The organism is Pseudomonas sp. TE3644 (genome assembly GCF_056278815.1).
The window spans coordinates 4876646-4899636 of record NZ_JBWBQF010000001.1 but is presented as its reverse complement, the minus strand read 5'-3'; the positions used below and the strand labels follow the sequence as shown (position 1 = coordinate 4899636).

The following is a 22991-nucleotide window of genomic DNA, read 5'->3' as shown; positions in this document are numbered from 1 at the left end:
GTAACTGAATTTTTCATTGTTTGTTTTATGGTTTCATTTTTTATTTGAAAAAACGAGCATTTACGTGTAACTGTTTCAGGAAACCAGCACAGAATAGGCCGGTAATACCTTGCAGAATTTGAATGTTTTTTTTTGCTAGCGCCTAGGCTGATCGAGTGGCTAGAAAAAATTTTTGCTTATTGTTGCCGGCTTGGCGCCGGACAGAACTTTAAAGGCGCAATGTCGGTGAGGTTAAATGGGAAACGAGGGTAGACAAACGAAAAAGGCCCGCATTGCGCGGGCCTTTTTCTGCAGCTCAGGTCACGGAGATCAGCCCGCTACCAGCACCCGAATCGCTTCAAGGCGCAATGCCGCCTTCTCGAACATCGCCAGCCCCTGTTCACGCTGCTTGCGCAACGCATCCAGTTCGCTGTCGCGTACGGTCGGGTTGACCGCTTGCAGGGCGGTCAGGCGCGCCAGTTCTTCTTCGGTCTCGGCTGCCAGGCGGCGCTTGGCTTCGGCCACGCGCTCCAGGTGACGCGGCAGCACTTTGGTTTCGCCGGCGTTGATGCGCGGGGTCAGCACGTCGCGCTGGGCCTGGATGAACTTGTTGGCGCTGGCCTTGGGCACGCTTTCCAGCTGGTCGTTGAGGGTCTCGAACGAGACGCGCGACGACAGGTCATTGCCGTTGGTGTCCAGCAGGCAACGCAGGGCTTGCGGCGGCAGGTAGCGGCCCAGTTGCAGGGCGCGCGGGGCAACCACTTCGCTGACGTACAGCAGTTCCAGCAGCACGGTGCCGGGTTTCAGCGCCTTGTTCTTGATCAGCGCCACGGCGGTGTTGCCCATGGAGCCGGACAGCACCAGGTCCATGCCGCCCTGCACCATGGGGTGTTCCCAGGTGATGAACTGCATGTCTTCGCGCGACAGCGCCTGGTGGCGGTCGTAGGTGATGGTCACGCCTTCGTCGTCGCCCAGCGGGAAGCTGGCGTCGAGCATTTTTTCGCTCGGCTTGAGGATCAGCGCGTTGTCGGAATGGTCTTCGCTGTCGATGCCGAAGGCGTCGAACAGGGTTTCCATGTAGATCGGCAGGGCGAACTGGTCGTCCTGCTCTTCAATGGCCTCGACCAGTGCCTTGCCTTCGCCGCCACCGCCGGAGTTGAGCTCCAGCAGGCGGTCGCGGCCGCTGTGCAGTTCGCTTTCCAGGCGCTCGCGCTCGGTGCGCGCCTCGGTCACCAGGGCGTCCCAGTTGTCGTCATCGCCACCTTCGAGCAGCGGCTGCAGGCGCGGGCCGAACTGCTGTTGCAGGGCGTTGCCGGTAGGGCAGGTGTTGAGGAACGCGTTCAGGGCCTGGTGGTACCACTGGAACAGGCGCTCTTGCGGGCTGTCCTGCAGGTACGGCACGTGCAGCTCGATGATGTGCTTCTGACCGATACGGTCCAGACGGCCGATACGCTGTTCCAGCAGGTCCGGGTGGGCCGGCAGGTCAAACATCACCAGGTGATGGGCAAACTGGAAGTTGCGGCCTTCGCTGCCGATTTCCGAACAGATCAGCACCTGGGCGCCAAATTCTTCGTCGGCGAAGTAGGCGGCGGCGCGGTCACGCTCCAGGATGTTCATGCCTTCATGGAACACCGTGGCCGGGATGCCGGACAGCACGCGCAGGGCGTCTTCCAGGTCCATGGCGGTTTCGGCGTTGGCGCAGATCACCAGCACCTTGGTGCGCTTGAGCATTTTCAGCTGGTCGATCAGCCACTCCACGCGCGGGTCGAAACGCCACCAGCGGCCGGACTCGTCGGTCTCGCCCAGGGCGTGGAAGGCCACTTCCGGGTACAGCACCGGTTCTTCGCCCAGCGGCAGTTCCATGTACTGGTCAGGGTTGGCCAGCGGATACGGATGCAATTTACGCTCAGGGAAGCCCTGCACGGCGGCGCGGGTGTTGCGGAACAGCACGCGGCCGGTACCGTGGCGGTCCAGCAGCTCGCGGATCAGGCGCGCGGCGGCTTCGGTGTCGCCATCGTTGACGGCGGTCAGCAGGGCTTCGCCCTCGGCACCGAGGAAGTTGTGAATGGTTTCGTGGGCCTTGGGCGACAGGCGGCCCTGGTCCAGCAGTTCCTGTACGGCTTCGGCCACCGGGCGATAGTGCTCGCTCTCGGCGCGGAAGGCGGCCAGGTCATGGAAACGGTTGGGGTCCAGCAGGCGCAGGCGCGCAAAGTGGCTGTCCTGGCCCAGCTGTTCCGGGGTAGCGGTGAGCAGCAGCACGCCGGGGATGACCTCGGCCAGTTGCTCCACCAGCGAATACTGCGGGCTGGCCTTGGTCTCGTGCCACACCAGGTGGTGGGCTTCGTCGACCACCAGCAGGTCCCAGCCGGCGGCGAACAGCGCGTCCTGGGCCTTTTCGTCGTCGGTCACCCACTCCAGCGAGACCAGCGCCAGTTGCGCGTCCTCGAAGGGGTTGCCGGCGTCGCTTTCGATGAAGCGTTCGGCATCGAACAGGGCAACTTCCAGGTTGAAGCGGCGGCGCATTTCCACCAGCCACTGGTGCTGCAGGTTCTCCGGTACCAGGATCAGCACGCGGTTGGCGCGGCCCGACAGCAACTGGCGGTGGATGACCAGGCCGGCCTCGATGGTCTTGCCCAGGCCCACTTCGTCGGCCAGCAGTACGCGCGGGGCAATACGGTCGGCCACTTCACGGGCAATGTGCAGCTGGTGGGCGATGGGCTGTGCACGTACGCCACCCAGGCCCCACAGGGACGAGGTGAGCTGCTTGCTGGTGTGTTCCAGGGTGTTGTAACGCAGCGAGAACCACGACAGCGTGTCGATCTGGCCGGCGAACAGGCGGTCGCTGGCCAGACGGAACTGAATGAAGTTCGACAGCTGGGTTTCCGGCAGGGTGCAGGGTTGGTTCTGCGCGTCCAGGCCGTGGTACACCAGCAGGCCGTCGACGTCTTCGACTTCCTGGACGGTCAGCTTCCAGCCTTCGAAATGGGTGATCTGGTCACCTGGAGAGAACCGCACCCGGGTCAGCGGCGCGTTGCGCAGGGCATATTGGCGAGTGTCGCCAGTGGCCGGGTAGAGCACGGTCAACAAGCGACCGTCCTGTGCCAGAACGGTGCCAAGACCTAGCTCTGCTTCGCTGTCGCTAATCCAGCGTTGCCCCGGTTGATACTGCTGCGCCATGCTGCCTGACTCCCGCCATGAAAAAGCCGACTATGGTACCGGATGATGGGCGTGAGGGCCAAAGAGTCTCGTCGGGATTTGTGTTGGCCTTTTCCCGAGCTCTGCTCGGTCCCACACCATTCGCGGCAGTGGTGTCAGTAAGGCAAAGCTCTTAGCCTTGAGCGTCCACTAGGTGGACCTGCGTTGCCACTAAAAGCTAAGAGCTTTGCCTCATTGATTCAACTGCCGCGAAAGGTGTGGGACCGAGCGAAGCTCGGGAAGCAGACACCACCAATCGAACCTACAATCTGTGACAGGGTCGATACTTCAAGGAGAAATACTTCAAGCCACCCCACCTGCCGCCGTTACCCCGGCAACAGGAGAACCCACACATCATGTTGCCACCCATCCTCCCCCTAAGCGTAGTCCCGGTGACGTCGCAATTGGACCCGGTTCGACCCACGCCGCCGATCGTGGCGCCGGTCACCCCGACCCAGCCGTCCTCGGACGAGAGCGAGATCGACCTGCGCCAGCGCGATCGGGAAACCGCAGCGTTGCTGCTGCGCGAGGAGGAAGAGCGTCAACGCCGCCGCCAGCGCCAGCGCGAAGAAGCCGAGAACGATCCCGAAGCGCACCTGCCGGTGCCAGGTCATGAGCTGAACGCCGACAATACCGTGCCGGTGGCGCCGCTGATCGACAACGAGCCGCGCCAGGGCCTGTGGGTGGACATTGAGGTTTGATCCGCGACGCGTCTGCCGCCATTATGCAGGCTGCCCCTCGCCCCACCTGACGTAGTGACCATGAGCCAGGACGACAAGCTGATCGATTTTTCCGCCGAGCGCGCCAAGCGCGTGCACGACCTCAACGACAAGCGCCTGAACGACATGCGCCAGCAGTTCGAGCAGGCCATGCCGCTGGGTGCGGCGAAGAAAAAACCGAAGAAGAAGCCCAAGAAGCGTTGAAACCTTGACCTGCGTCAGTTTGCGCAGGGCGGGCCTTCGATAATCTTTGCTCCATCGAACGCAAGCACGGCTTGCGCTTCAACAGAGCACGCAAGGCATTTAGGGCGACTTCGGTCGCCCATTTTTTTTGCCCGCCATTCCTGTAGCCGCTGCCGCCAGGCTGCGCCGGCCCCTGCGTACACTGGGGATGTCCAGCGAGGCATGGGGCCAGCGCAGCCTACGGCAGCGGCTACATCGTCACCCGATGGTGATAGCCGGCGGCGCCACCAGGTTCACAGTCTGCTCTTTGCGTGGCGCCAGGATCTCGGCCTCGCCGTCCACCACCATCTCGTCACGCTGGTTGAACACCTGGGTGGCAATACGCACGCGGAATTTAGGCAGCTTCTCCAGGATTTCCAGACGCACGGTCAGGGTATCGCCAATTTTCACCGGCTTCTGGAAGCTCATTTTCTGCCCCAGGTAGATGGTGCCCGGCCCAGGCAGCTCGCAGGCCACCGCGGCGCTGATCAGCGCGCCGCTGAACATGCCGTGGGCGATACGCTCCTTGAACATGGTGGCGGCGGCGAACTCGGGGTCCAGGTGCACCGGGTTGTGGTCGCCCGACATGGCGGCGAACAGTTGGATGTCACGCTCTTCCACGGTCTTGCTGAAGGTGGCCTTCTGACCGACTTCGAGGGCTTCGTACGGGGTGTTGGTAACCTGGGTCATGGGTGACTGTTCCTTGTGGTCGTCAATGTAAGCGGTTATTCGCTGCGCGCCGGGCGCTGGATGGCCAGTGCCTGGTGCAGCCAGGCGAGCAGGTCGGCGGTGACCTGCTCGCGGTTGATCTCGTTGAGCACTTCGTGGCGGGCCTGGGGGTACAGCGTGAGCGTGATGCGCGGGTTGCCGTTGCGCCCCAGTGCCTGGCTCAGATCAGTGAGACGCTTGCCCTGGCTCACCGGATCACATGAACCGCCAATGATCAGCACCGGCAGGCTGCGATCGATCTGCGCCAGGTTGCCCGGCTGGCTGATCTGCGCCAGGCCTGCCAGCAGGTCCAGCCATAATTGATTGGTGCAACGGAAGCCACACAACGGGTCGTTGATATAGCTGTCCACCTCCCGCGGGTCGCGGCTCAGCCAGTCGAACGCGGTGCGGGTGGGCTTGAAGGCCTTGTTGTAGGAGCCGAACGACAGCCACTCGATCAGCGCGCTGCGGCCCTTGGGCCCCTGGCGCCTGCGCTCCAGGCGGGCCACCAGCCGCGCCGCGCGGTACAGCGCTGCGGGCTGGTAGTTGGAGCCGCTGAGGATCGCGCCCTGCAGGCTGGCGCTGTGGTGCAGCAAATAGCCCTGGGCCAGGTAGCTGCCCATGCTGTGGCCCAGCAAAAACAGCGGGCTGGCCGGGTGGGCCTGGCGAATATGCCGGCTCAGCAGGGCCAGGTCGTCCAGTACGCTGTTCCAGCCGTTGCGATCGGCATAGTGGCCCAGCACGCCACCTTCGGCGGTGCGGCCGTGGCCGCGCAGGTCCGGGGCATACAGCGCCACCCCGGCGTCGGCCAGGGCTTGGCCCAGGCGCCCGTAGCGGCCACCGTGCTCGGCCATGCCGTGGGCCAGCAGCACCACGGCCCGGGGCGGCTCGGCCGGCCGCCAGGCGTGCACGTAGAGCTGTGTGTGGTCACAGGCTTCAAGCCAGAACGCCTCGGCGGGCATGGCGATTCCTTGCGCGGTGAACGGGTGGTCCCATTGTATAGCCCATGGCGCGTATCGGGCGCGGCGCAGCATTTAGATTCATGATGTTAATGACGGCACTTGGCGTGTTTGCCAGCCGTTGCTTAACTGCTAACGTCGGCAAAGCACCGCCATCACTCATGGAACTGGCGGCCCGAACGGCTCAGGCAAGAGGATAATAATAATGCAGGCTGATTTCTGGAACGATAAACGCCCGGCCGGGGTGCCCACCCAGCTGGACCTGGGCGCCTACCGGTCAGTGGTCGAGGTGTTCGAGCGTTCGTGCAAAAAGTTCGCCGACCGCCCGGCGTTCAGCAACCTGGGCATCACCCTGACCTACGCCCAACTGGACCGCTACAGCGCCGACTTCGCCGCCTACCTGCAGAACGAGACCGACCTGCAACCCGGTGACCGCATCGCCGTGCAGCTGCCCAACGTGCTGCAATACCCCATCGTCGTGTTCGGCGCCCTGCGCGCCGGGCTGATCGTGGTCAACACCAACCCGCTGTACACCGCGCGCGAAATGCGTCACCAGTTCAAGGACTCCGGCGCCCGCGCCCTGGTGTACCTGAACATGTTCGGCAAACTGGTGCAGGAAGTGCTGCCCGACACCGAGATCGCCTATCTGATCGAAGCCAAGCTGGGTGACCTGATGCCGGCGGCCAAGGGCTGGCTGGTCAACACCCTGGTGGACAAGGTGAAGAAGAAGGTACCGGCCTTCGACCTGCCCCAGGCCATCCAGCTCAAGCGCGCCCTGGCGCTGGGCCGGGGCCATACGCCGACGCCGGTGCCACTGAGCCTGGACCATGTCGCGGTGCTGCAATACACCGGCGGCACCACAGGCGTGTCCAAGGGCGCGATGCTGACCCACGGCAACCTGGTGGCCAACATGCAGCAGGTGTTGTGCTGTTTCGAGCAGACCGACGAGCACGGCGTGAAAATCCTGCGCGAAGGGCAGGAGGTCATGATCGCGCCCCTGCCGCTGTACCACATCTATGCCTTCACGGCGAACTGCATGGGCATGATGGTCACCGGCAACCACAACGTGTTGATCAGCAACCCGCGCGACATTCCGGCCTTTATCAAGGAGCTCAAGCAGTGGCAGTTCAGCGCGCTGCTGGGCCTCAATACCCTGTTCGTGGCGCTGATGGAGCACCCCGAGTTCAAGAACCTGGATTTCTCTCACCTCAAGGTCACCAACTCCGGCGGCACGGCGCTGGTCAAGGCCACGGCGGACCGTTGGGAAAAGCTCACGGGCTGCCGCATCGTGGAAGGCTACGGCCTGACCGAGACCTCGCCGGTGGTCAGCACCAACCCCTACGGCGCCGCCGCGCGCCTGGGTACTGTGGGCCTGCCGGTGGTGGGCACGCAGTTGAAGATCATCGATGACCAGGGTAATGAACTGCCGGCTGGCGAGCGCGGAGAGCTGTGCGTGAAGGGCCCGCAGGTGATGAAAGGCTACTGGCAGCGCCCCGAGGCCACCGCCGAAGCATTGGATGCCGAGGGCTGGTTGCGTACGGGCGACATCGGCGTGATCGACCCGGACGGCTTCGTGCGCATTGTCGACCGCAAGAAAGACATGATCATCGTCTCGGGTTTCAACGTGTACCCCAACGAGATCGAAGACGTGGTCATGGCCCACCCCAAGGTGGCCAACTGCGCCTGCATCGGCATCCCCGACGAGCGTTCGGGCGAGGCGGTGAAGCTGTTCGTGGTGCCGCGAGAAACCGGGGTCAGCCTTGAAGAACTCAAGGCCTACTGCAAGGAAAACTTCACCGGCTACAAAGTGCCCAAGCACATCGTGCTGCGCGAGTCGTTGCCGATGACGGCGGTGGGCAAGATATTGCGGCGTGAATTGCGCGATATCGCCTGAGCCCAAGCCCCGCCACCCTTTGTAGCCGCTGCCGCCAGGCTGCGCTCGCCCTGTGCCTCGCTGAAGATCTTCAGTGTGTACAAGGGCCAGCGCCGCCTGGCGGCAGCGGCTACAGGGTTACTGTATTTCGATGGTTTAGTATTTTTACTCTAAAAATGACTGCAATAATTCATAGAGTCATTTCCGTGACCGCATGGCCCAATTCGGCCCCTATGCGACGTTTTCCAAAGCTGCTACTCTCGGCGCGCTTTCGATCGATCGGTGCTTCACGTACCGTGATCACCTATCAATAATAATCGCATATGAAGCGGTGATGAATTCGCTGTGCTGGAGGAGTGGGCTTCCATGATCGAAAATTTCTGGAAGGATAAGTACCCAGCGGGTATTGCTGCGGACATCAATCCTGACGAGTACCCGAACATACAGGCTGTATTGAAACAGTCCTGCCAGCGCTTCGCCGACAAGCCGGCGTTCAGCAACCTGGGCAAGACGCTCACCTACGGTCAACTGTACGAATTGTCGGGCGCCTTCGCGGCGTACCTGCAACAGCATACCGATTTGCAGCCTGGCGATCGAATCGCCGTGCAACTGCCCAACGTGTTGCAATACCCGGTGGTGGTATTCGGCGCTATCCGCGCCGGCCTGATCGTGGTCAATACCAACCCGCTGTATACCGCCCGGGAAATGGAGCACCAGTTCAACGACTCCGGCGCCAAGGCCCTGGTGTGCCTGGCCAACATGGCGCACCTGGCGCAGAACGTGGTGCCCAAGACCTCGGTCAAGCACGTGATCGTCACCCAGGTGGGCGACCTGCTGCCGCCGATCAAGCGCCTGCTGGTCAACAGCGTGATCAAGTACGTGAAGAAGATGGTGCCGGCCTATCACCTGCCCACCGCCGTCGCGTTCAACGATGTGCTCGCCAAAGGCCGCGGCCAGGCGGTGCGCGAAGCCAACCCTGGCGCCGAAGAAGTGGCCGTGCTGCAGTACACCGGCGGCACCACTGGCGTGGCCAAGGGCGCGATGCTCACCCACCGCAACCTGATCGCCAACATGATGCAGTGCAAGGCGCTGATGGCCTCCAACCTCAACGAAGGTTGCGAGATCCTGATCACGCCATTACCGCTGTACCACATCTATGCCTTCACCTTTCATTGCATGGCGATGATGCTGATCGGCAACCACAACATCCTGATCAGCAACCCGCGCGACCTGCCGGCCATGGTCAAGGAACTGTCGAAGTGGAAGTTCAGCGGCTTTGTCGGCCTGAACACCCTGTTCGTGGCCCTGTGCAATAACGCCGATTTCCGCGCCCTGGATTTCTCTGCGTTGAAGGTGACCCTGTCGGGCGGCATGGCCCTGCAACTGGCCGCCGCCGACCGCTGGAAAAGCGTGACCGGCTGCGCCATCTGCGAAGGCTACGGCATGACCGAAACCAGCCCGGTGGCCTCGGTCAACCCGATCCAGAACATCCAGGTGGGCACCATCGGCATCCCGGTGCCGTCAACCCGCTGCAAGGTCACCGATGACAGCGGCCGCGAGCTGGCCCTGGGCGAAGTGGGCGAGCTGTGCGTGAAGGGCCCGCAGGTGATGAAAGGCTACTGGCAGCGCCAGGACGCCACCGACGAGATCCTGGACGCCGACGGCTGGCTGAAGACCGGCGACATCGCGGTGATTCAGGACGACGGTTACATGCGCATCGTCGACCGCAAGAAGGACATGATCCTGGTGTCCGGCTTCAACGTGTACCCCAACGAACTGGAAGACGTGCTGGTAACCCTGCCAGGCGTGCTGCAGTGCGCCGCCATCGGCATTCCGGACGAGAAATCCGGGGAGTCGATCAAGGTGTTTATCGTTGCCAAGCCCGGGGTCACCTTGACCAAGGACCAGGTGATGGAGCACATGCGCGCCAACGTAACCGGCTACAAGGTGCCGCGCTCGGTGGAATTCCGCGAAGCATTGCCGACCACCAACGTGGGCAAGATCCTGCGCCGCGAACTGCGCGATGAAGAGCTGAAAAAGCTGGGCCTGAAAAAGATCGCCTAGACCTCTGTAGCCGCTGCCGCCAGGCTGCGCTGGCCCTTATGTACACTGGAGATGTCTGGTGAGGCATAGGGCCAGCGCAGCCTGGCGGCAGCGGCTACAGGTGTTTTTCAGCGCAGTTTTTCCAGCATCCCGTAGTACCACATCCCCACCGCCAGCAACGGATTGCCCAGCACATCGCCCATGGGCACCTTGATGTGCTGGCACCCGGCAAAGGTATCGAACTGCCCCAGGGTGCCGGTCATGGCGTTGGCCATGATCTCGCCCATGATGTGGCTGGTGGCGATGCCGTGTCCCGAATAGCCCTGGCAATACCACACGTTGTCCGACAGCTTGCCCAGTTGCGGGATGCGGTTGACCACGATGCCCATGGCGCAACTCCACTCAAACTCGATGTCCACGCCCTTGAGCCGCGGGAAGGTGCGCTCGATGCACGGTCGCAGCTCGGCGGCGATGTCTCGCGAGTCCTTGCCTGAGTAGTTGGCGCCACCGCCGAACAGCAGGCGGCCATCGGCGGTCATGCGGTAATAGTCCAGTACGAAGCGACAGTCATACACCGCCAGGTCCTGGGGGTTGAGCTGGCGTGCCAGCTCGCCCAGGGGCGCGGTGGTGACGATGCCGCCCATGGCCGGGAAGATCTTGCCCTTGAGTTTGCCCGGCTCCAGCTTGTGATAGACGTCGCCGGCCAGCAGCACCTGTTTGGCTTCGATGCGGCCCTGGGCGGTGACCACGGCCGGGCGCGGGCCATGGACAATCTCCAGCACCTCGCTGTGTTCGAACAACAGCGCGCCCAGTGACTGCGCCGCGCGGGCCTCGCCCAGGCACAGGTTGAGCGGGTGCAGGTGCAGGTTGCGGGTGTTCTTCAGGGCACCCAGGTACAGCGGGCTGTCCAGGTGCTGGCGCACGCCCGCCTGGTCCAGCAATGTCACCTCGTCGCCCATGCCGCGGGCCTGGGCCTCTTCCAGCGAGGCGCGCAGCTCGGTCAGGTGCGAGGGCTTCATGGCGGCGTGCAGGTGGCCGTGCTTGAGGTCGCAGGCGATGCCGTATTTCTCCACCCGTTGCTTGATAATCTGGTGGCCGCGCCAGCGCAGGTGCCAGATGAAATCGTCGACCTCGTCGCCCAGCGTGCGGCGCATCTGCTTGCGCATGGCTTCGTCGCCCGACAGGCTGCCGGTGACTTGGCCGCCATTGCGGCCGCTGGCGCCCCAACCGATCTTGTGGGTGTCGAGCAAGGCGACCTTCAGGCCTTTTTCGGCCAGTTCCACGGCGGTGGCGACACCGGTGAAACCGCCGCCGATGATGGCGATGTCGACGGTGTGGGTGCCCTGCAATACCGGGAAGTCGGTTTCCTGGGTGAGGGTGGCGGTGTAGTAGGAGTTGATGCGTTGGCTCATGGCTATTCCTGAAATCGGATGATGTAGCCGCTGCCGTAGGCTGCGCTGGCCCTGCGCCTCGCTGGGGATCTTCAGCGTAAACGAGGGCCAGCGCAGCCTGGCGGCAGCGGCTACGGATATTGGGGTGAAGCAGGGTCAGGCGTTGGTCAGGTACCACCGCCAATCCTGCTCACCCACCTGCGCCATGAACTGCCGATACTCGGCACGCTTCACCGCCAGATAAACCTTCAGGAAACCTTCCCCCAGCGCCTCCCGCGCCCACTGCGAGCGCTCCAGCGCCGTCAGCGACGTCAGCCAGTCGGTGGGCAAAAACGTCGTCGCCTGCGCATAGCCGTTCCCCTCCACCGGCGCCCCCGGGTCGCGCTGCTGACGAATCCCGTCATGAATCGCCGCCACTATCGCCGCCGCAGCCAGGTACGGATTGGCATCCGCGCCACAGATCCGATGCTCGATATGCCGGGTGTTGGCCGGCCCACCCGGTACCCGCAGGCTGACGGTGCGGTTGTCCACGCCCCAGGTCGGCGCCAGCGGCGCGTAGCTGTTGGCCTGGAAGCGCCGGTAGGAATTGGCGTTGGGGCAAAACAGCAACAGGCTGTCGAGCAGGTGCGCGAGCATGCCGCCCACCGACTGCCGCAACAGCGGCGTGCCGGCCTTGTCCTCGCTGGCGTACAGGTTGCGGCCCTGCGCGTCGGCCAGGCTGACGTGCATGTGCATGCCGGTGCCGGCCAGGTCATCGAAAGGCTTGGCCATGAAACACGCCTGCATGCCGTGGCGGTGGGCCACGCCCTTGACGATGCGTTTGTAGCGCACGGCCTGGTCCATGGCCAGCAAGGCGTCGCCGTGTTCCAGGGTGATCTCGACCTGGCCGGGGGCGTATTCGGAAATCGCCGTGCGCGCCGGAATGCCTTGCTGCTTGCACGCGGCGTAGAGGTCGGCGAGGAAGGGTTCGATCTGTTCCAGTTCACGCAGGCCGTACACCTGGGTGCTGCGCGGGCGGCCACCGTCGGCGTCCAGCGCGGGCTGCGGCCGGCCATGGGCGTCGCGCTTGGCGTCCAGCAAATAGAACTCCAGCTCGCAGGCCATCACCGGGTGGAAGCCGTCGGCCTTCAGCGCCTCGATCGCGCGGATCAGCACATGGCGCGGGTCGGCCACCGACGCGGGCGCGCCTTCGACAGGGTGCATGCTGACCTGCACGGCGGCGGTGGGGATCTGCCGCCAGGGCAGGGGCACCAGGCTGCCTTCCAGCGGGTAGGCGCGGCAGTCGATGTCGCCCACGTCCCACACCAGGCCCGAGTTTTCCACGTCGTCGCCGTTCAGGGTCAGGCCCAGGATGGTGCTGGGCAGCGGGCGGCCGCTTTGGTACACGGCCAGCAGTTCATCGCGGTGCAGCAGCTTGCCGCGCGGTACGCCGTTGGCGTCGAGAATGAACAGCTCGATCATGTCGATATGGGGGTGTTGGTCCAGGAAGGCCTGGGCCTGATGCAGGGGGGCAAAATGCATGGTGGCTCTCGCTTGCGCACGCGTGAAGGCCCGTCGGGGTGACGGGGATCAAGGTTGGGTCAGGCAGCGAGGGCGGTGTCCGGCGGGCGCGCGTGGCGGCAATGCCACAGGGCCCAGAAGGCCAGGATGACGTTGAACAGGGGATTTTCCCCGGGGCGCAGGCAGACCGCACGGCGCGGGGTGCGCGGTTCGGTGCTGGCGGGGGGAAGCGGGGCGCAGTTCATGATGCCTGGATGGTTGCATGGCACTCGGGGGTGGTTAAATCGGGATTGTCGTACCTTCAGTGCAGCTGGCGCTAAACAATGTAGCCGCTGCCGCAGGCTGCGCTGGCCCTGCGCCTCGCTGGATATCCCCAGTGTACAGAGGGGCCAGCGCAGCCTGGCGGCAGCGGCTACGGATTCGCGGGGGGAATTAGGAATGCGGGGGGCAAATCTGCGACAATCGCCCCCATTCTTATTGCCGCGTAGCCATTTGCGTACCTGATGACTGACCACAATCCCGTTATCGACACACTGTTCAAGAACCTCGACCAGGCCATGATCGGCGATCGCCATCGGCTGCGTCGGCAATTGCACGAGCTGCGCAAGAAGCCCGACGAGGTCAAGCTTGGGCAGTGGGTCGAGCGGGCGCAGGCGTCCATGGCCCAGGTCACCGCGCGCAAGCAGAGCGTGCCGACCATCCGCTACGACGACAGCCTGCCGATCGCGGCCAAGCGCGACGAGATCAAGAAGATCCTCGCCGAGCATCAGGTGCTGATCATCGCCGGCGAAACCGGCTCGGGCAAAACCACCCAGTTGCCCAAGATCTGCCTGGAGCTGGGCCGCGGCCAGCATGGCCTGATCGCCCACACCCAGCCACGCCGCATCGCCGCGCGCAGCGTCGCCACCCGCGTGGCGGAAGAGCTGGCCACGCCCCTGGGCGCGCTGGTCGGCTATCAAGTGCGGTTCGAGGACCAGAGCGACGCCAACACCCTGGTCAAGCTGATGACCGACGGCATCCTGCTGGCCGAAACCCAGCACGACCGCTTTCTGGAACGCTACGACACCATCATCGTCGACGAAGCCCACGAACGCAGCCTGAACATCGACTTTCTGCTGGGCTACCTCAAAACCCTGCTGCCGCGCCGCCCGGACCTGAAGGTGATCATCACCTCGGCCACCATCGATCTTGAGCGCTTCTCCAAGCATTTCGACGATGCGCCGATCATCGAAGCGTCCGGCCGCACCTACCCGGTGGACACCTGGTACCGGCCGCTGACCAGCGAGCAGGACGAGGAGGGCAACAGCGTCGAGGACGACCTGACGGTGGATCAGGCGATCATCGCCACCCTGGATGAAATCGCCGCGTTCGAGCGCAGCGAAGGCAAGCGCCCGGGCGATGTGCTGGTGTTCCTGCCCGGTGAGCGCGAGATTCGCGACGCCGCTGAGATGCTGCGCAAGGCCCAGCTCAAGCACACCGAGATTCTGCCGCTGTACGCGCGCCTGTCGCCGGCCGAGCAGCAGAAGATTTTCCAGAGCCACCCCGGCCGCCGCGTGGTGCTGGCCACCAACGTCGCCGAAACCTCGCTGACCGTGCCGGGCATCCGCTACGTGATCGACAGCGGCACCGCGCGCATCAGCCGCTACAGCTACCGCGCCAAGGTACAGCGCCTGCCCATCGAGGCGGTGTCCCAGGCCAGCGCCAACCAGCGCAAGGGCCGCTGCGGGCGGGTTGAGCCGGGCATCTGCATTCGCTTGTACAGCGAAGAGGATTTCATTGCCCGCCCGGAATTCACCGACCCCGAGATTCTGCGCACCAACCTGGCCGCAGTAATTCTGCAGATGCTGCACCTGCGCCTGGGCGAGATCGACCAGTTCCCGTTCATCGAGCCGCCGGATGGCAAGGCCATCACCGACGGTTTCAACCTGCTGCAGGAGCTGTCGGCGGTCAACCGCGAGAACCAGCTGACACCGATCGGCCGCCAGCTGGCGCGCCTGCCGGTGGACCCGCGCATGGGCCGCATGCTGCTGGAAGCGGCCAAGCAGGGTAGCCTGCAGGAAGTGCTGATCATCGCCAGTGCGCTGTCGGTGCAGGACGTGCGCGAGCGCCCGCCCGAGCGCCAGCAGGCTGCCGACCAGGCCCACGCGCAGTGGAAAGACGCCGATTCCGACTTTGCCGCCCTGGTCAATTTGTGGCGCGGTTTTGAAGAGCAGCGCCAGGCCCTGACCGCCAGCCCGCTGCGCAACTGGTGCCGCAAGAACTTCCTCAACTACCTGCGCCTGCGCGAATGGCGCGATGCGCACCGGCAGTTGAGCCTGATCTGCCGCGACCTGCAGTTGACCATCAACAAGGAGCCGGCCGACTACGCCAAATTCCACAAGGCGATTCTGTCCGGCCTGCTGAGCCAGATCGGCCAGAAAACCGAGGACGGTGACTATCTGGGCGCGCGTCAGCGGCGCTTCTGGATTCACCCCTCGTCGGGCATCGGCAAGAAGCGCCCGCAGTGGCTGATGACCGCCGAGCTGATGGAAACCACCAAGCTGTACGCGCGCATGGTGGCCAAGATCGACGCGGACTGGATCGAGCCGCTGGCTGGCCACCTGATCAAGAAAAACCACTTCGAGCCCCATTGGGAGAAGAAGCGTGGTCAGGTCGTGGCCTATGAGCAGATCACCCTGTTCGGCCTGATCGTGGTCGGCCGTCGTCCCGTGCACTACGGCCCGGTGGACCCGGTGGTATCGCGTGAACTGTTTATCCGCGAAGCCCTGGTGCGCGGCGAGATCCAGTCACGGGCCAAGTGCCTGACCGCCAACCGCGAGCTGCTGGAACAGCTGGACGCCCTGGAAGCCAAGGCCCGTCGCCGTGACATCCTCGCCGACGAGGAAACCCTGTACGCCTTCTACGACGCGCGCGTGCCGGCCGAGATCCACCAGACGGCGACGTTCGATCACTGGTACAAGACCGAAAGCCAGAAAAATCCGAAGCTGCTGATCATGCGCGAGGAAGACGTGCTGGCCCGTGAAGCCAGCGAGGTCACGGCTGGCCAGTACCCGGATACCCTGCGCCTGGGCGATCTGACCCTGGCCCTGAGTTACCACTTCGAGCCCAACCATGCCCGTGACGGCGTGACCGTCAGCGTGCCAGCGCCGCTGCTGCCGGCACTGCCCAACGAGCGTCTGGAATGGCTGGTGCCCGGCCTGCTGGAGGCCAAGTGCATTGCCCTGGTGCGCAACCTGCCCAAGGCCCTGCGCAAGAACTTCGTGCCGGTGCCGGACTTTGTCCGCGCGGCCATGGCGCGCATCACCTTTGGCGACGGCTCGCTGCCCCAGGCGCTGGGCCGCGAGCTGCTGCGCATGACCGGCGCGCGGGTCAGCGACGAGGCCTGGGCCGAGTCCGAGCAGCAGGTGGACAGCCACCTGCGCATGAACATCGAAGTGCTGGACGGCGAGGGCAAGTTCCTCGGCGAAGGCCGCGACCTGGCCGAGCTGACCGCACGCTTCGTGCAGGCCAGCCAGGCCGCCCTGGCGGCGCCGCAGTCGGCCAAAAGCCAGCAGCCGGTGGAGGCCAAGGCCTTTGCCGCCGTGGCCGAGACCACCCAGCAGAAGATTGCCGGGCTGTCGATGACGGTTTACCCGGCGCTGGTGGAAGACAACGGCACCGTCAAGGAAGGCCGCTTCTCCACCGCCGCCGAAGCCGAATTCCAGCACCGTCGCGCCCTGCAGCGGCTGCTGTTGCAGCAACTGGCGGAGCCTGCCAAGTTCCTGCGTGGCAAGCTGCCGGGGCAGACCGAACTGGGCCTGCTGTACCGCGACCTGGGGCGTGTCGAGGCGTTGGTGGAAGACATTCTGCTGGCCAGCCTGGACACCTGCATCCTTGAGGGCGAAGCCACCTTGCCGCGTGACGGCGCAGGGCTTGGCGCCCTGGCCGAGCGCAAGCGCGGTGCCTGGGCCGAGCACGCCGAGCGCCTAGCGCGCCAGACCCTGGACATTCTCAAGCTGTGGCACGGCCTGCAGAAGCGCTTCAAAGGCAAGATCGACTTGGCCCAGGCCGTGGCGCTCAACGACATCAAGGCGCAACTCAGCCAGTTGGTGTATACGGGCTTCGTGCGGCAGACGCCTTCGCAGTGGCTCAAAGAGCTGCCGCGCTACCTCAAGGCCATCGAACTGCGCCTGGAGAAGCTGGGCAGCCAGGTGCAGAAGGACCGCGTGTGGAGCATCGAGTTGGGCAACGTCTGGGCGCAGTACCAGGCGCGTCAGGCCAAGCATGCCCAGGAGGGCAAGCGCGATCCGGAACTTGAGCTGTACCGGTGGCTGATCGAGGAATACCGCGTGTCGCTGTTTGGTCAGCAACTGGGCACCAAGGTGCCGATTTCCGACAAGCGCCTGAGCAAGCAGTGGAGCCAGGTAGAGGGCTGATGAACCTGAGGGAGTTGGCTTGAAACCGCGTCGTCTGTATCGCGACCAAGGTCGGCTCCTACCACGAACCCCGTAGGAGCCGACCTTGGTCGCGATGCAGACGACGCGGTTCGTGGTAGGAGCCGGCCTTGGCCGCGATGCAGGCGACGCCGTCCTGTAGCAGTTCCCACTTCCTCTTGATGTCATGCGATCCCACGTTGCCCTTTATCGTGAAAAGGGCACTTGTTCGGCAAATCTGGCACAATTGGCCACCGTTTCACCCGTGAAGGCAAGGTCGCCAACCGCCTTCGCGCCGGTGACAGTGCTTATTGTAAATTGGCACGTTGGTGCCATATTGATTGCGACTCACTCTGCCGCTGCCCTGCACCGGCCACCTAATAATAGAGGAACGAGCGTGCATAACGTCGTCATCAGCGGCACCGGCCTGTACACCCCGGCCGACAGCATCTCCAACGAAGAACTGGTGCAGTCCTTCAATACCTGGGCCCAGCAGTTCAACGCCGACAATGCGGCGGCCATCGAGCGTGGCGAGTTGGCGGCGCAAACCGAATCCAGCGCCGCCTTCATCGAGAAGGCCTCGGGCATCAAGAGCCGCTTTGTGATGGACAAGGCCGGCATCCTCGACCCCCAGCGCATGAAGCCGCGCCTGCCCGAGCGTTCCAACGACGAGCAGTCCATCCTCTGCCAGATGTCCGTGGCCGCCGCCGAACAGGCGCTGCAACGGGCGGGCAAGACCGCCGCCGACATCGATGCGGTGATCGTCGCCTGCTCCAACCTGCAGCGGCCATATCCGGCCGTGGCCATCGAAGTGCAGCAGGCGTTGGGCGTGCAGGGCTTCGGCTTCGACATGAACGTGGCCTGCTCCTCGGCCACCTTCGGCATCCAGACCGCCTACAACAGTGTCGCCCTGGGCCAGGCCCGTGCGGTGCTGGTAGTCAGCCCGGAAATCTGCACCGGCCACCTGAACTTCCGTGACCGTGACAGCCACTTCATCTTTGGCGACGCGGCCACCGCCGTCGTCGTCGAGCGCGCCGACCTGGCCACCTCGGCGCATCAGTTCGAGATCGTCAGCACCAAGCTGCTGACCCAGTTCTCCAACAACATCCGCAACAACTTCGGCTTCCTCAACCGCGCAGGCGAGGAGGGTGTGGACGCCTCCGACAAGCTGTTCGTGCAGGAAGGCCGCAAGGTGTTCCGCGAGGTCTGCCCCATGGTGGCCGAGCTGATCGGCCAGCACTTGGGCGAGAACCGTATCGACGTCAACGACGTCCAGCGCTTCTGGCTGCACCAGGCCAACCTGAGCATGAACCACCTGATCGTCAAGAAGCTGCTGGGCCGCGATGCCTCGGTGGAAGAGGCGCCGGTGATTCTCGACACCTATGCCAACACCAGTTCGGCGGGGTCGGTGATTGCCTTCCACAAGCACCAGGACGACCTGGGCAAGGGCGCGCTGGCCGTGCTGAGTTCGTTCGGCGCTGGCTACTCGATCGGCAGCGTGATCCTGCGCAAGCTGTAACCCACCCCCAAGACACGCTGTGGGACCGGGCGAAGCTCGGGAAGCAAACGACACGGTCTAGCCCCTAAACCGCGTCGTCTGCTTCCCGAGCTTCGCCCGGTCCCACATCTGCCTTGTATAAATCCTTGATTAACAAAGTTTCATGCTGGTTGCAGGCTGCCTTCGAAAATCCCTTCGTCTTCACGTCGATGAATGACAAAACCTTCATTTCCAAAAGTTCCGCTGTCATCAAATCTTAATAAACGAGCCACCTCGCTGAAATATCCCCTGTTCAAGATGCCCTCCCATAAAGCTTGCCGGACTTGCTTCGCATACCAGGCGGCGCCGCTGAAAAAACTTAAAAAGCAGTACTCAAAGGAGTAAATCAATGAACAAGTCCACCGTGGCCCTGACCATGGCATTGGGTCTCATGGCGCAGCAGGCTATGGCCGAAGGCTTCCTTGAAGACAGCAAAGCGACCCTGAAGCTGCGCAACTTCTACATTAACAACGACAACCGCGATTCGGGCACCGCCAAGAACGCCAACTATCAGTCCGAGTGGGGCCAGGGCTTCCAGCTGGACTTCCAGTCCGGCTACACCGCCGGCACCGTCGGCTTTGGCCTGGACGCCATCGGCCTGCTGGGCATCAAACTGGACTCCGGCGCCGGTCGCCACGGCAACACCACTGGCTTGCTGGACGGCGGCAACGTGTTCCCAAGCGACGGCGACCATGCCGCCGACGATTTCGCCAGCCTGGGCCTGACCGCCAAGGCCAAGATCTCCAAGACCGAGCTGAAACTGGGCACCCTGATGCCCAAGCTGCCGGTCATCCAGTACAACGACAGCCGCCTGGTACCGCAAACCTTCCAGGGTGGCCAGATCACTTCCGGCGACATCAAGGACCTGACCCTGGTGGCCGGTCAGATCGAGAAGGTCAAGGACCGTAACTCCAGCAACAATGAAGACCTGTCCATCGGCGGCGCCAACGGCAGCGGCAACAGCAACATCGGCGCGCGCAGCAACAAGTTCATCTACGCCGGTGGCGACTACAAGATCACCAAGGACCTGCTGTTCCAGTACTACTACGGCAACCTGGATGACTTCTACAAACAGCACTTCCTGGGCCTGGTACACAACTGGTCGATCGGCCCGGGTGTGTTGAAGTCGGACTTCCGTTACTTCAACAGCCGCGACGACGGTAAAAACGCCGATGATTCGGCCTACTTCAGCTCGGGCAATTACCTGGGCCAGGCCAGCGGCAAGGGCAAGGTCGACAACAACCTGTACAGCGCGCTGTTCCTCTACACCGTGGCCGGTCACACCTTCGGCGGCGGCTACCAGGTCAGCAACGGCGACAGCGACTTCCCATGGCTGAACCAGGGCAACGGCTCGTCCAACTACACCATCACCGACGCCCAGATCCAGAAGTTCGGCCGTGCCGGCGAGCGTACCTGGCAGGCGCGCTACTCGTATGACTTCGCCGCCATCGGCTTCCCTGGCGCAACTGCCGGCGTGACCTACCTGCGTGGCGACAACATCGACACCGTGACCAGCGGCGGCGCCGTGGCCGGCTCCGGTCGTTCGGAATGGGAACGCGACATCACCCTGGCCTATGTGGTGCCGGAAGGTACCTTCAAAGGCCTGGGCTTCACCTGGAAGAATGGCATGTGGCGCAACGACATTCCGGGCCAGCGCGACCAGGACGAAAACCGCGTGATCCTGAGCTACTCGATCCCGCTGCTGTAATCAGTTGAATGCGTAACCGCTTTTTCCTCATCCGTTAAAGCTCTCTCTTGCCCCGCCCCGTGCGGGGCTTTTTTTGCTTTTCGATTGGCTCGCCAATTGAAAATAATTAATCAAAAGTTGCGCTGGTGAAAACTTGCCTCGACCTGTCAGTTCTTACAGTTGTTGCCACCTCCCGTGGTCTATCTAATGACGTTTCCGTCTTGGCCAACGTCATGAGGTTAATGTAGATGAACAGTGTTCAGATGCGCGGCGCTTTCGATTCCGGTTTTGCTGAAGCCGGTTTTTTACAGTTTCCGTCAACCGGGGGCAGTGATTGGGCATCGGCGGTGACGCATGCAGATGGCGTGCTGTACGTTGCTTATTTCTCAGGCTTTAACTATGCAGTCACTCGGCTTTTTGAGTCGGGAGAAACGGATGAATCCTTCGGGCGGAAAGGCGTGGTTACCGATACGTTTGAGCGTGGAAAAGAGCCACCTGTCAATTCCCGGTGCACGGTGTCTCAAATCATCCTTGTCGACGACAAGATCGTACTGGTAGGGGAGCTGTATTCCTATTTTTCCGATGGTCGCAGGTATACGTACCCTGCCATGGCCCGCTATGACTTGAAGGGCGAAATCGACCAGACTTTTGCTGATCAGGGTTTCAAGGTGTTTGAACAGGAGGTGCAACTTAGGTTTGCTTCCACAGGCCAGCTGCCAGCTGCCATCGATTCCGCGGTGACGGGCGTTGGAGGCTCATGCCAGGCAGGGAGTCGTCTGTATGCCATTCTCAATGGCAGTATTGAGTTTGGCTCCGAATTCTACGCTGCGTCAGGTATCCTGGCGTTCGATCTGGAGGGGGAAGTCGCAACGGATTTTGGCGATTCGGGCTTTACCTTGATAAAGCACACAGTCTTTGACAACAACGCTTTTTCAATCAGTGTTATCGATAATGAAATCTACCTGGGGGGGAGATTGTTTACCCGAGATTTCTCCTATGTGAGCGGGTTCATTGTAAAAGTTACTCCCGATGGAGCCTTGGCTAACTTTGGAACTGCTGGATTCAGGGTGCTCGAACATGAAGCATGGCCACTTGGCTTATTTGCGGGTTGTCAAGGCAACCTGATGGTGGTGGGTTACGGAGCCATTGATAAACTTTCGGTGGGTTTGCAGTTCAGTCTACAGCTGTCCAACGGGCAGCCGGACAGTCGATTCAATAATGGGCTGCCGCTGGTTAGCCAGTATGCAGGCAAACCCCTGTTCAACCGATCAGGTATCAGTAATGGCGATCGGTATTGGGTGACCGCGCGCTACAGTAAGAATACTGAGCAACAAGCGGTTGTCGCTTGTCATCTTGCTGACGGTCGGCGCGACAGCGCGTTTGGGGATGAGGGTTTAAGCTTCGCTTACATGGAGAGATTGACGGATTGTTCGGCAGGGGGAGCTACAATCGTATTGGATGACAAGCAGCGCTTGTTAATTGCAGGTTTTCTGTCCACCAACAACCCGATACCTGTGGTGGCGCGGTTGCTGGGCTAGGCCGTGGTTACTGCGCAGGCTCGCAATATGGCATGCTTTGCCCTTGAAAAGGGGAAAGCCATGCCATTGCAAGTCCTGCACAGCCTGAGCGCCATCGCGGCCAGCGACTGGGACGCCCTGTTGCCCATTGACCAGCCCTTCCTGCGCCACGCTTTCCTCAGCGCCCTGGAAGACAGCGGTAGCCTGGGGCAGCACTCCGGCTGGCGCCCCGAGCATTTGCTGCACATGGAAGACGGCAAGCTGATTGCCGCCATGCCCGCTTACCGCAAATGGCACTCGTACGGCGAATACGTGTTCGACCACGGCTGGGCTGACGCCTGTCGCCGGGCCGGGATCGATTACTACCCCAAGCTGTTGTGCGCGGTGCCGTTCAGCCCGGTGTCGGGGCCACGAGTGCTGGGTGATGGGCAAGCGTTGCTGCAGGCGGTGCCGGGGTATGTGGAAGTGGAAGGGCTATCCGGCGCGCACATCAACTTCACTGATCCCGCCCTTGACACGCTGATTGCCGACGAGCCCGGCTGGCTGGAGCGCCTGGGCTGTCAATACCACTGGCACAACCGCGGCTACCGCGACTTCCAGGACTTTCTCGACAGCCTGGCGTCGCGCAAGCGCAAGCAGATGCGCAAAGAGCGCGAGCAGGTGGCCGCCCAGGGCTTCGAGTTCGAGTGGCGTGAAGGGGGGGCATTGACCGAGGCAGAGTGGGATTTTGTCTACGCCTGCTACGCCAACACCTACGCCGTGCGCCGCCAGTCGCCCTACCTGACCCGCGAATTCTTCAGCCTGCTGGCCGAGCGCATGCCCGAGGCGATCCGCGTGGTGTTCGCGCGGCAGGCGGGACGGGCGGTGGCCATGGCGTTCAGTCTGGTGGGCGGGGACAGTTTCTACGGCCGCTACTGGGGCTGCCTGGCGGAGTTCGACCGGCTGCATTTCGAGACCTGTTTTTACCAAGGCATGGACTATGCCATTGCCCACGGCTTCAAGCGCTTCGATGCAGGGGCGCAGGGTGAGCACAAGCTGATTCGCGGGTTTGAGCCGGTGATTACCCGGTCGTGGCATTACCTGAGCCATTCGGGGTTGAAGAACGCCGTGGCCGAATTCCTTCACGAGGAGCGTGCCGGGGTGAGGGCTTACGCCGAAGAGGCGCGGGCGGCACTGCCCTATCGTCAGGCAGACGGCGCGAACCCCACCCCGTAGCCGCTGCCGCCAGGCTGCGCTGGCCCTCGCGTAC

The 22991-nt window shown here is 63.0% G+C and carries 15 protein-coding genes; 9 read left to right on the top strand and 6 right to left on the bottom strand.

The window, feature by feature from the left end; translation table 11 throughout:
- Positions 1-309: 309 nt before the first annotated feature.
- Positions 310-3156, bottom strand: coding sequence for an RNA polymerase-associated protein RapA (gene rapA / locus ACZ9GA_RS21560; RefSeq protein WP_457360834.1), 2847 nt, complete (start codon positions 3154-3156; stop codon positions 310-312).
- A 374-nt stretch (positions 3157-3530) separates the two neighbouring features.
- Here rapA and ACZ9GA_RS21555 point away from each other — a divergent pair, with 374 nt between their 5' ends.
- Positions 3531-3875, top strand: coding sequence for an aspartate-semialdehyde dehydrogenase (locus tag ACZ9GA_RS21555; RefSeq protein WP_457360835.1), 345 nt, complete (start codon positions 3531-3533; stop codon positions 3873-3875).
- 60 nt (positions 3876-3935) lie between these two features.
- A complete protein-coding gene (locus ACZ9GA_RS21550) occupies positions 3936-4097 on the top strand; it encodes a hypothetical protein (protein ID WP_416422904.1) in 162 nt (53 codons plus the stop codon).
- 237 nt (positions 4098-4334) lie between these two features.
- Here ACZ9GA_RS21550 and ACZ9GA_RS21545 read toward each other — a convergent pair whose 3' ends face one another.
- Entirely contained in the window at positions 4335-4805 is a 471-nt protein-coding gene (locus ACZ9GA_RS21545; RefSeq protein ID WP_457360836.1) for a MaoC family dehydratase, read from the bottom strand.
- 35 nt (positions 4806-4840) lie between these two features.
- On the bottom strand, positions 4841-5785 hold the full coding sequence (locus tag ACZ9GA_RS21540) for an alpha/beta hydrolase (protein ID WP_457360837.1): 945 nt from the start codon (positions 5783-5785) through the stop codon (positions 4841-4843).
- A gap of 202 nt (positions 5786-5987) precedes the next feature.
- On the opposite strand from ACZ9GA_RS21540, the gene fadD2 reads away from it, so the two are divergent.
- Together fadD2 and fadD1 are read left to right on the top strand one after the other, a co-directional pair.
- The gene (fadD2, locus tag ACZ9GA_RS21535; RefSeq protein ID WP_457360838.1) at positions 5988-7676 is read left to right on the top strand and encodes a long-chain-fatty-acid--CoA ligase FadD2; all 1689 of its coding nucleotides are present in this window, start codon (positions 5988-5990) and stop codon (positions 7674-7676) included.
- 345 nt (positions 7677-8021) lie between these two features.
- Positions 8022-9719, top strand: coding sequence for a long-chain-fatty-acid--CoA ligase FadD1 (gene fadD1, locus ACZ9GA_RS21530; RefSeq protein WP_457360839.1), 1698 nt, complete (start codon positions 8022-8024; stop codon positions 9717-9719).
- Between the two features lie 107 nt (positions 9720-9826).
- Here fadD1 and ACZ9GA_RS21525 read toward each other — a convergent pair whose 3' ends face one another.
- Both ACZ9GA_RS21525 and ACZ9GA_RS21520 read right to left on the bottom strand, forming a co-directional pair.
- Complete coding sequence (locus tag ACZ9GA_RS21525; protein WP_457360840.1) at positions 9827-11110, bottom strand: NAD(P)/FAD-dependent oxidoreductase; 1284 nt, start codon at positions 11108-11110, stop codon at positions 9827-9829.
- A 135-nt stretch (positions 11111-11245) separates the two neighbouring features.
- Complete coding sequence (locus ACZ9GA_RS21520; RefSeq protein ID WP_457360841.1) at positions 11246-12610, bottom strand: glutamine synthetase family protein; 1365 nt, start codon at positions 12608-12610, stop codon at positions 11246-11248.
- 482 nt (positions 12611-13092) lie between these two features.
- On the opposite strand from ACZ9GA_RS21520, the gene hrpA reads away from it, so the two are divergent.
- Both hrpA and ACZ9GA_RS21510 read left to right on the top strand, forming a co-directional pair.
- A complete protein-coding gene (gene hrpA, locus ACZ9GA_RS21515) occupies positions 13093-17004 on the top strand; it encodes an ATP-dependent RNA helicase HrpA (RefSeq protein WP_457360842.1) in 3912 nt (1303 codons plus the stop codon).
- A gap of 394 nt (positions 17005-17398) precedes the next feature.
- Positions 17399-18520: a beta-ketoacyl-ACP synthase III gene (locus ACZ9GA_RS21510; protein WP_457360843.1), complete on the top strand. Its 1122-nt coding sequence runs from the start codon at positions 17399-17401 to the stop codon at positions 18518-18520.
- A gap of 140 nt (positions 18521-18660) precedes the next feature.
- On the opposite strand, the gene ACZ9GA_RS21505 is transcribed toward ACZ9GA_RS21510, so the two are convergent.
- Positions 18661-18888 carry a hypothetical protein gene (locus tag ACZ9GA_RS21505; RefSeq protein ID WP_457360844.1) on the bottom strand — a complete coding sequence of 76 codons (228 nt, stop codon included), beginning with the start codon at positions 18886-18888 and terminating at the stop codon, positions 18661-18663.
- Here ACZ9GA_RS21505 and ACZ9GA_RS21500 point away from each other — a divergent pair.
- The 3 genes from ACZ9GA_RS21500 to ACZ9GA_RS21490 all read left to right on the top strand — a co-directional run bounded on the left by ACZ9GA_RS21500 (position 18888) and on the right by ACZ9GA_RS21490 (position 22957).
- Positions 18888-20246 carry an OprD family porin gene (locus ACZ9GA_RS21500; protein ID WP_457360845.1) on the top strand — a complete coding sequence of 453 codons (1359 nt, stop codon included), beginning with the start codon at positions 18888-18890 and terminating at the stop codon, positions 20244-20246. The genes ACZ9GA_RS21505 and ACZ9GA_RS21500 overlap by 1 nt on opposite strands.
- Positions 20247-20473: 227 nt before the next feature.
- Entirely contained in the window at positions 20474-21763 is a 1290-nt protein-coding gene (locus ACZ9GA_RS21495) for a hypothetical protein (protein ID WP_457360846.1), read from the top strand.
- Positions 21764-21823: 60 nt separating this feature from the next.
- Positions 21824-22957, top strand: coding sequence for a GNAT family N-acetyltransferase (locus tag ACZ9GA_RS21490; RefSeq protein WP_457360847.1), 1134 nt, complete (start codon positions 21824-21826; stop codon positions 22955-22957).
- Positions 22958-22991 lie beyond the last annotated feature (34 nt).

Coding starts and splice junctions, on each gene's coding strand:
- rapA (WP_457360834.1), bottom strand. CDS start 3,156: ATGGCGCAGCAGTATCAACCGGGGCAACGCTGGATTAGCGACAGCGAA.
- ACZ9GA_RS21555 (WP_457360835.1), top strand. CDS start 3,531: ATGTTGCCACCCATCCTCCCCCTAAGCGTAGTCCCGGTGACGTCGCAA.
- ACZ9GA_RS21550 (WP_416422904.1), top strand. CDS start 3,936: ATGAGCCAGGACGACAAGCTGATCGATTTTTCCGCCGAGCGCGCCAAG.
- ACZ9GA_RS21545 (WP_457360836.1), bottom strand. CDS start 4,805: ATGACCCAGGTTACCAACACCCCGTACGAAGCCCTCGAAGTCGGTCAG.
- ACZ9GA_RS21540 (WP_457360837.1), bottom strand. CDS start 5,785: ATGCCCGCCGAGGCGTTCTGGCTTGAAGCCTGTGACCACACACAGCTC.
- fadD2 (WP_457360838.1), top strand. CDS start 5,988: ATGCAGGCTGATTTCTGGAACGATAAACGCCCGGCCGGGGTGCCCACC.
- fadD1 (WP_457360839.1), top strand. CDS start 8,022: ATGATCGAAAATTTCTGGAAGGATAAGTACCCAGCGGGTATTGCTGCG.
- ACZ9GA_RS21525 (WP_457360840.1), bottom strand. CDS start 11,110: ATGAGCCAACGCATCAACTCCTACTACACCGCCACCCTCACCCAGGAA.
- ACZ9GA_RS21520 (WP_457360841.1), bottom strand. CDS start 12,610: ATGCATTTTGCCCCCCTGCATCAGGCCCAGGCCTTCCTGGACCAACAC.
- hrpA (WP_457360842.1), top strand. CDS start 13,093: ATGACTGACCACAATCCCGTTATCGACACACTGTTCAAGAACCTCGAC.
- ACZ9GA_RS21500 (WP_457360845.1), top strand. CDS start 18,888: ATGAACAAGTCCACCGTGGCCCTGACCATGGCATTGGGTCTCATGGCG.
- ACZ9GA_RS21495 (WP_457360846.1), top strand. CDS start 20,474: ATGAACAGTGTTCAGATGCGCGGCGCTTTCGATTCCGGTTTTGCTGAA.
- ACZ9GA_RS21490 (WP_457360847.1), top strand. CDS start 21,824: ATGCCATTGCAAGTCCTGCACAGCCTGAGCGCCATCGCGGCCAGCGAC.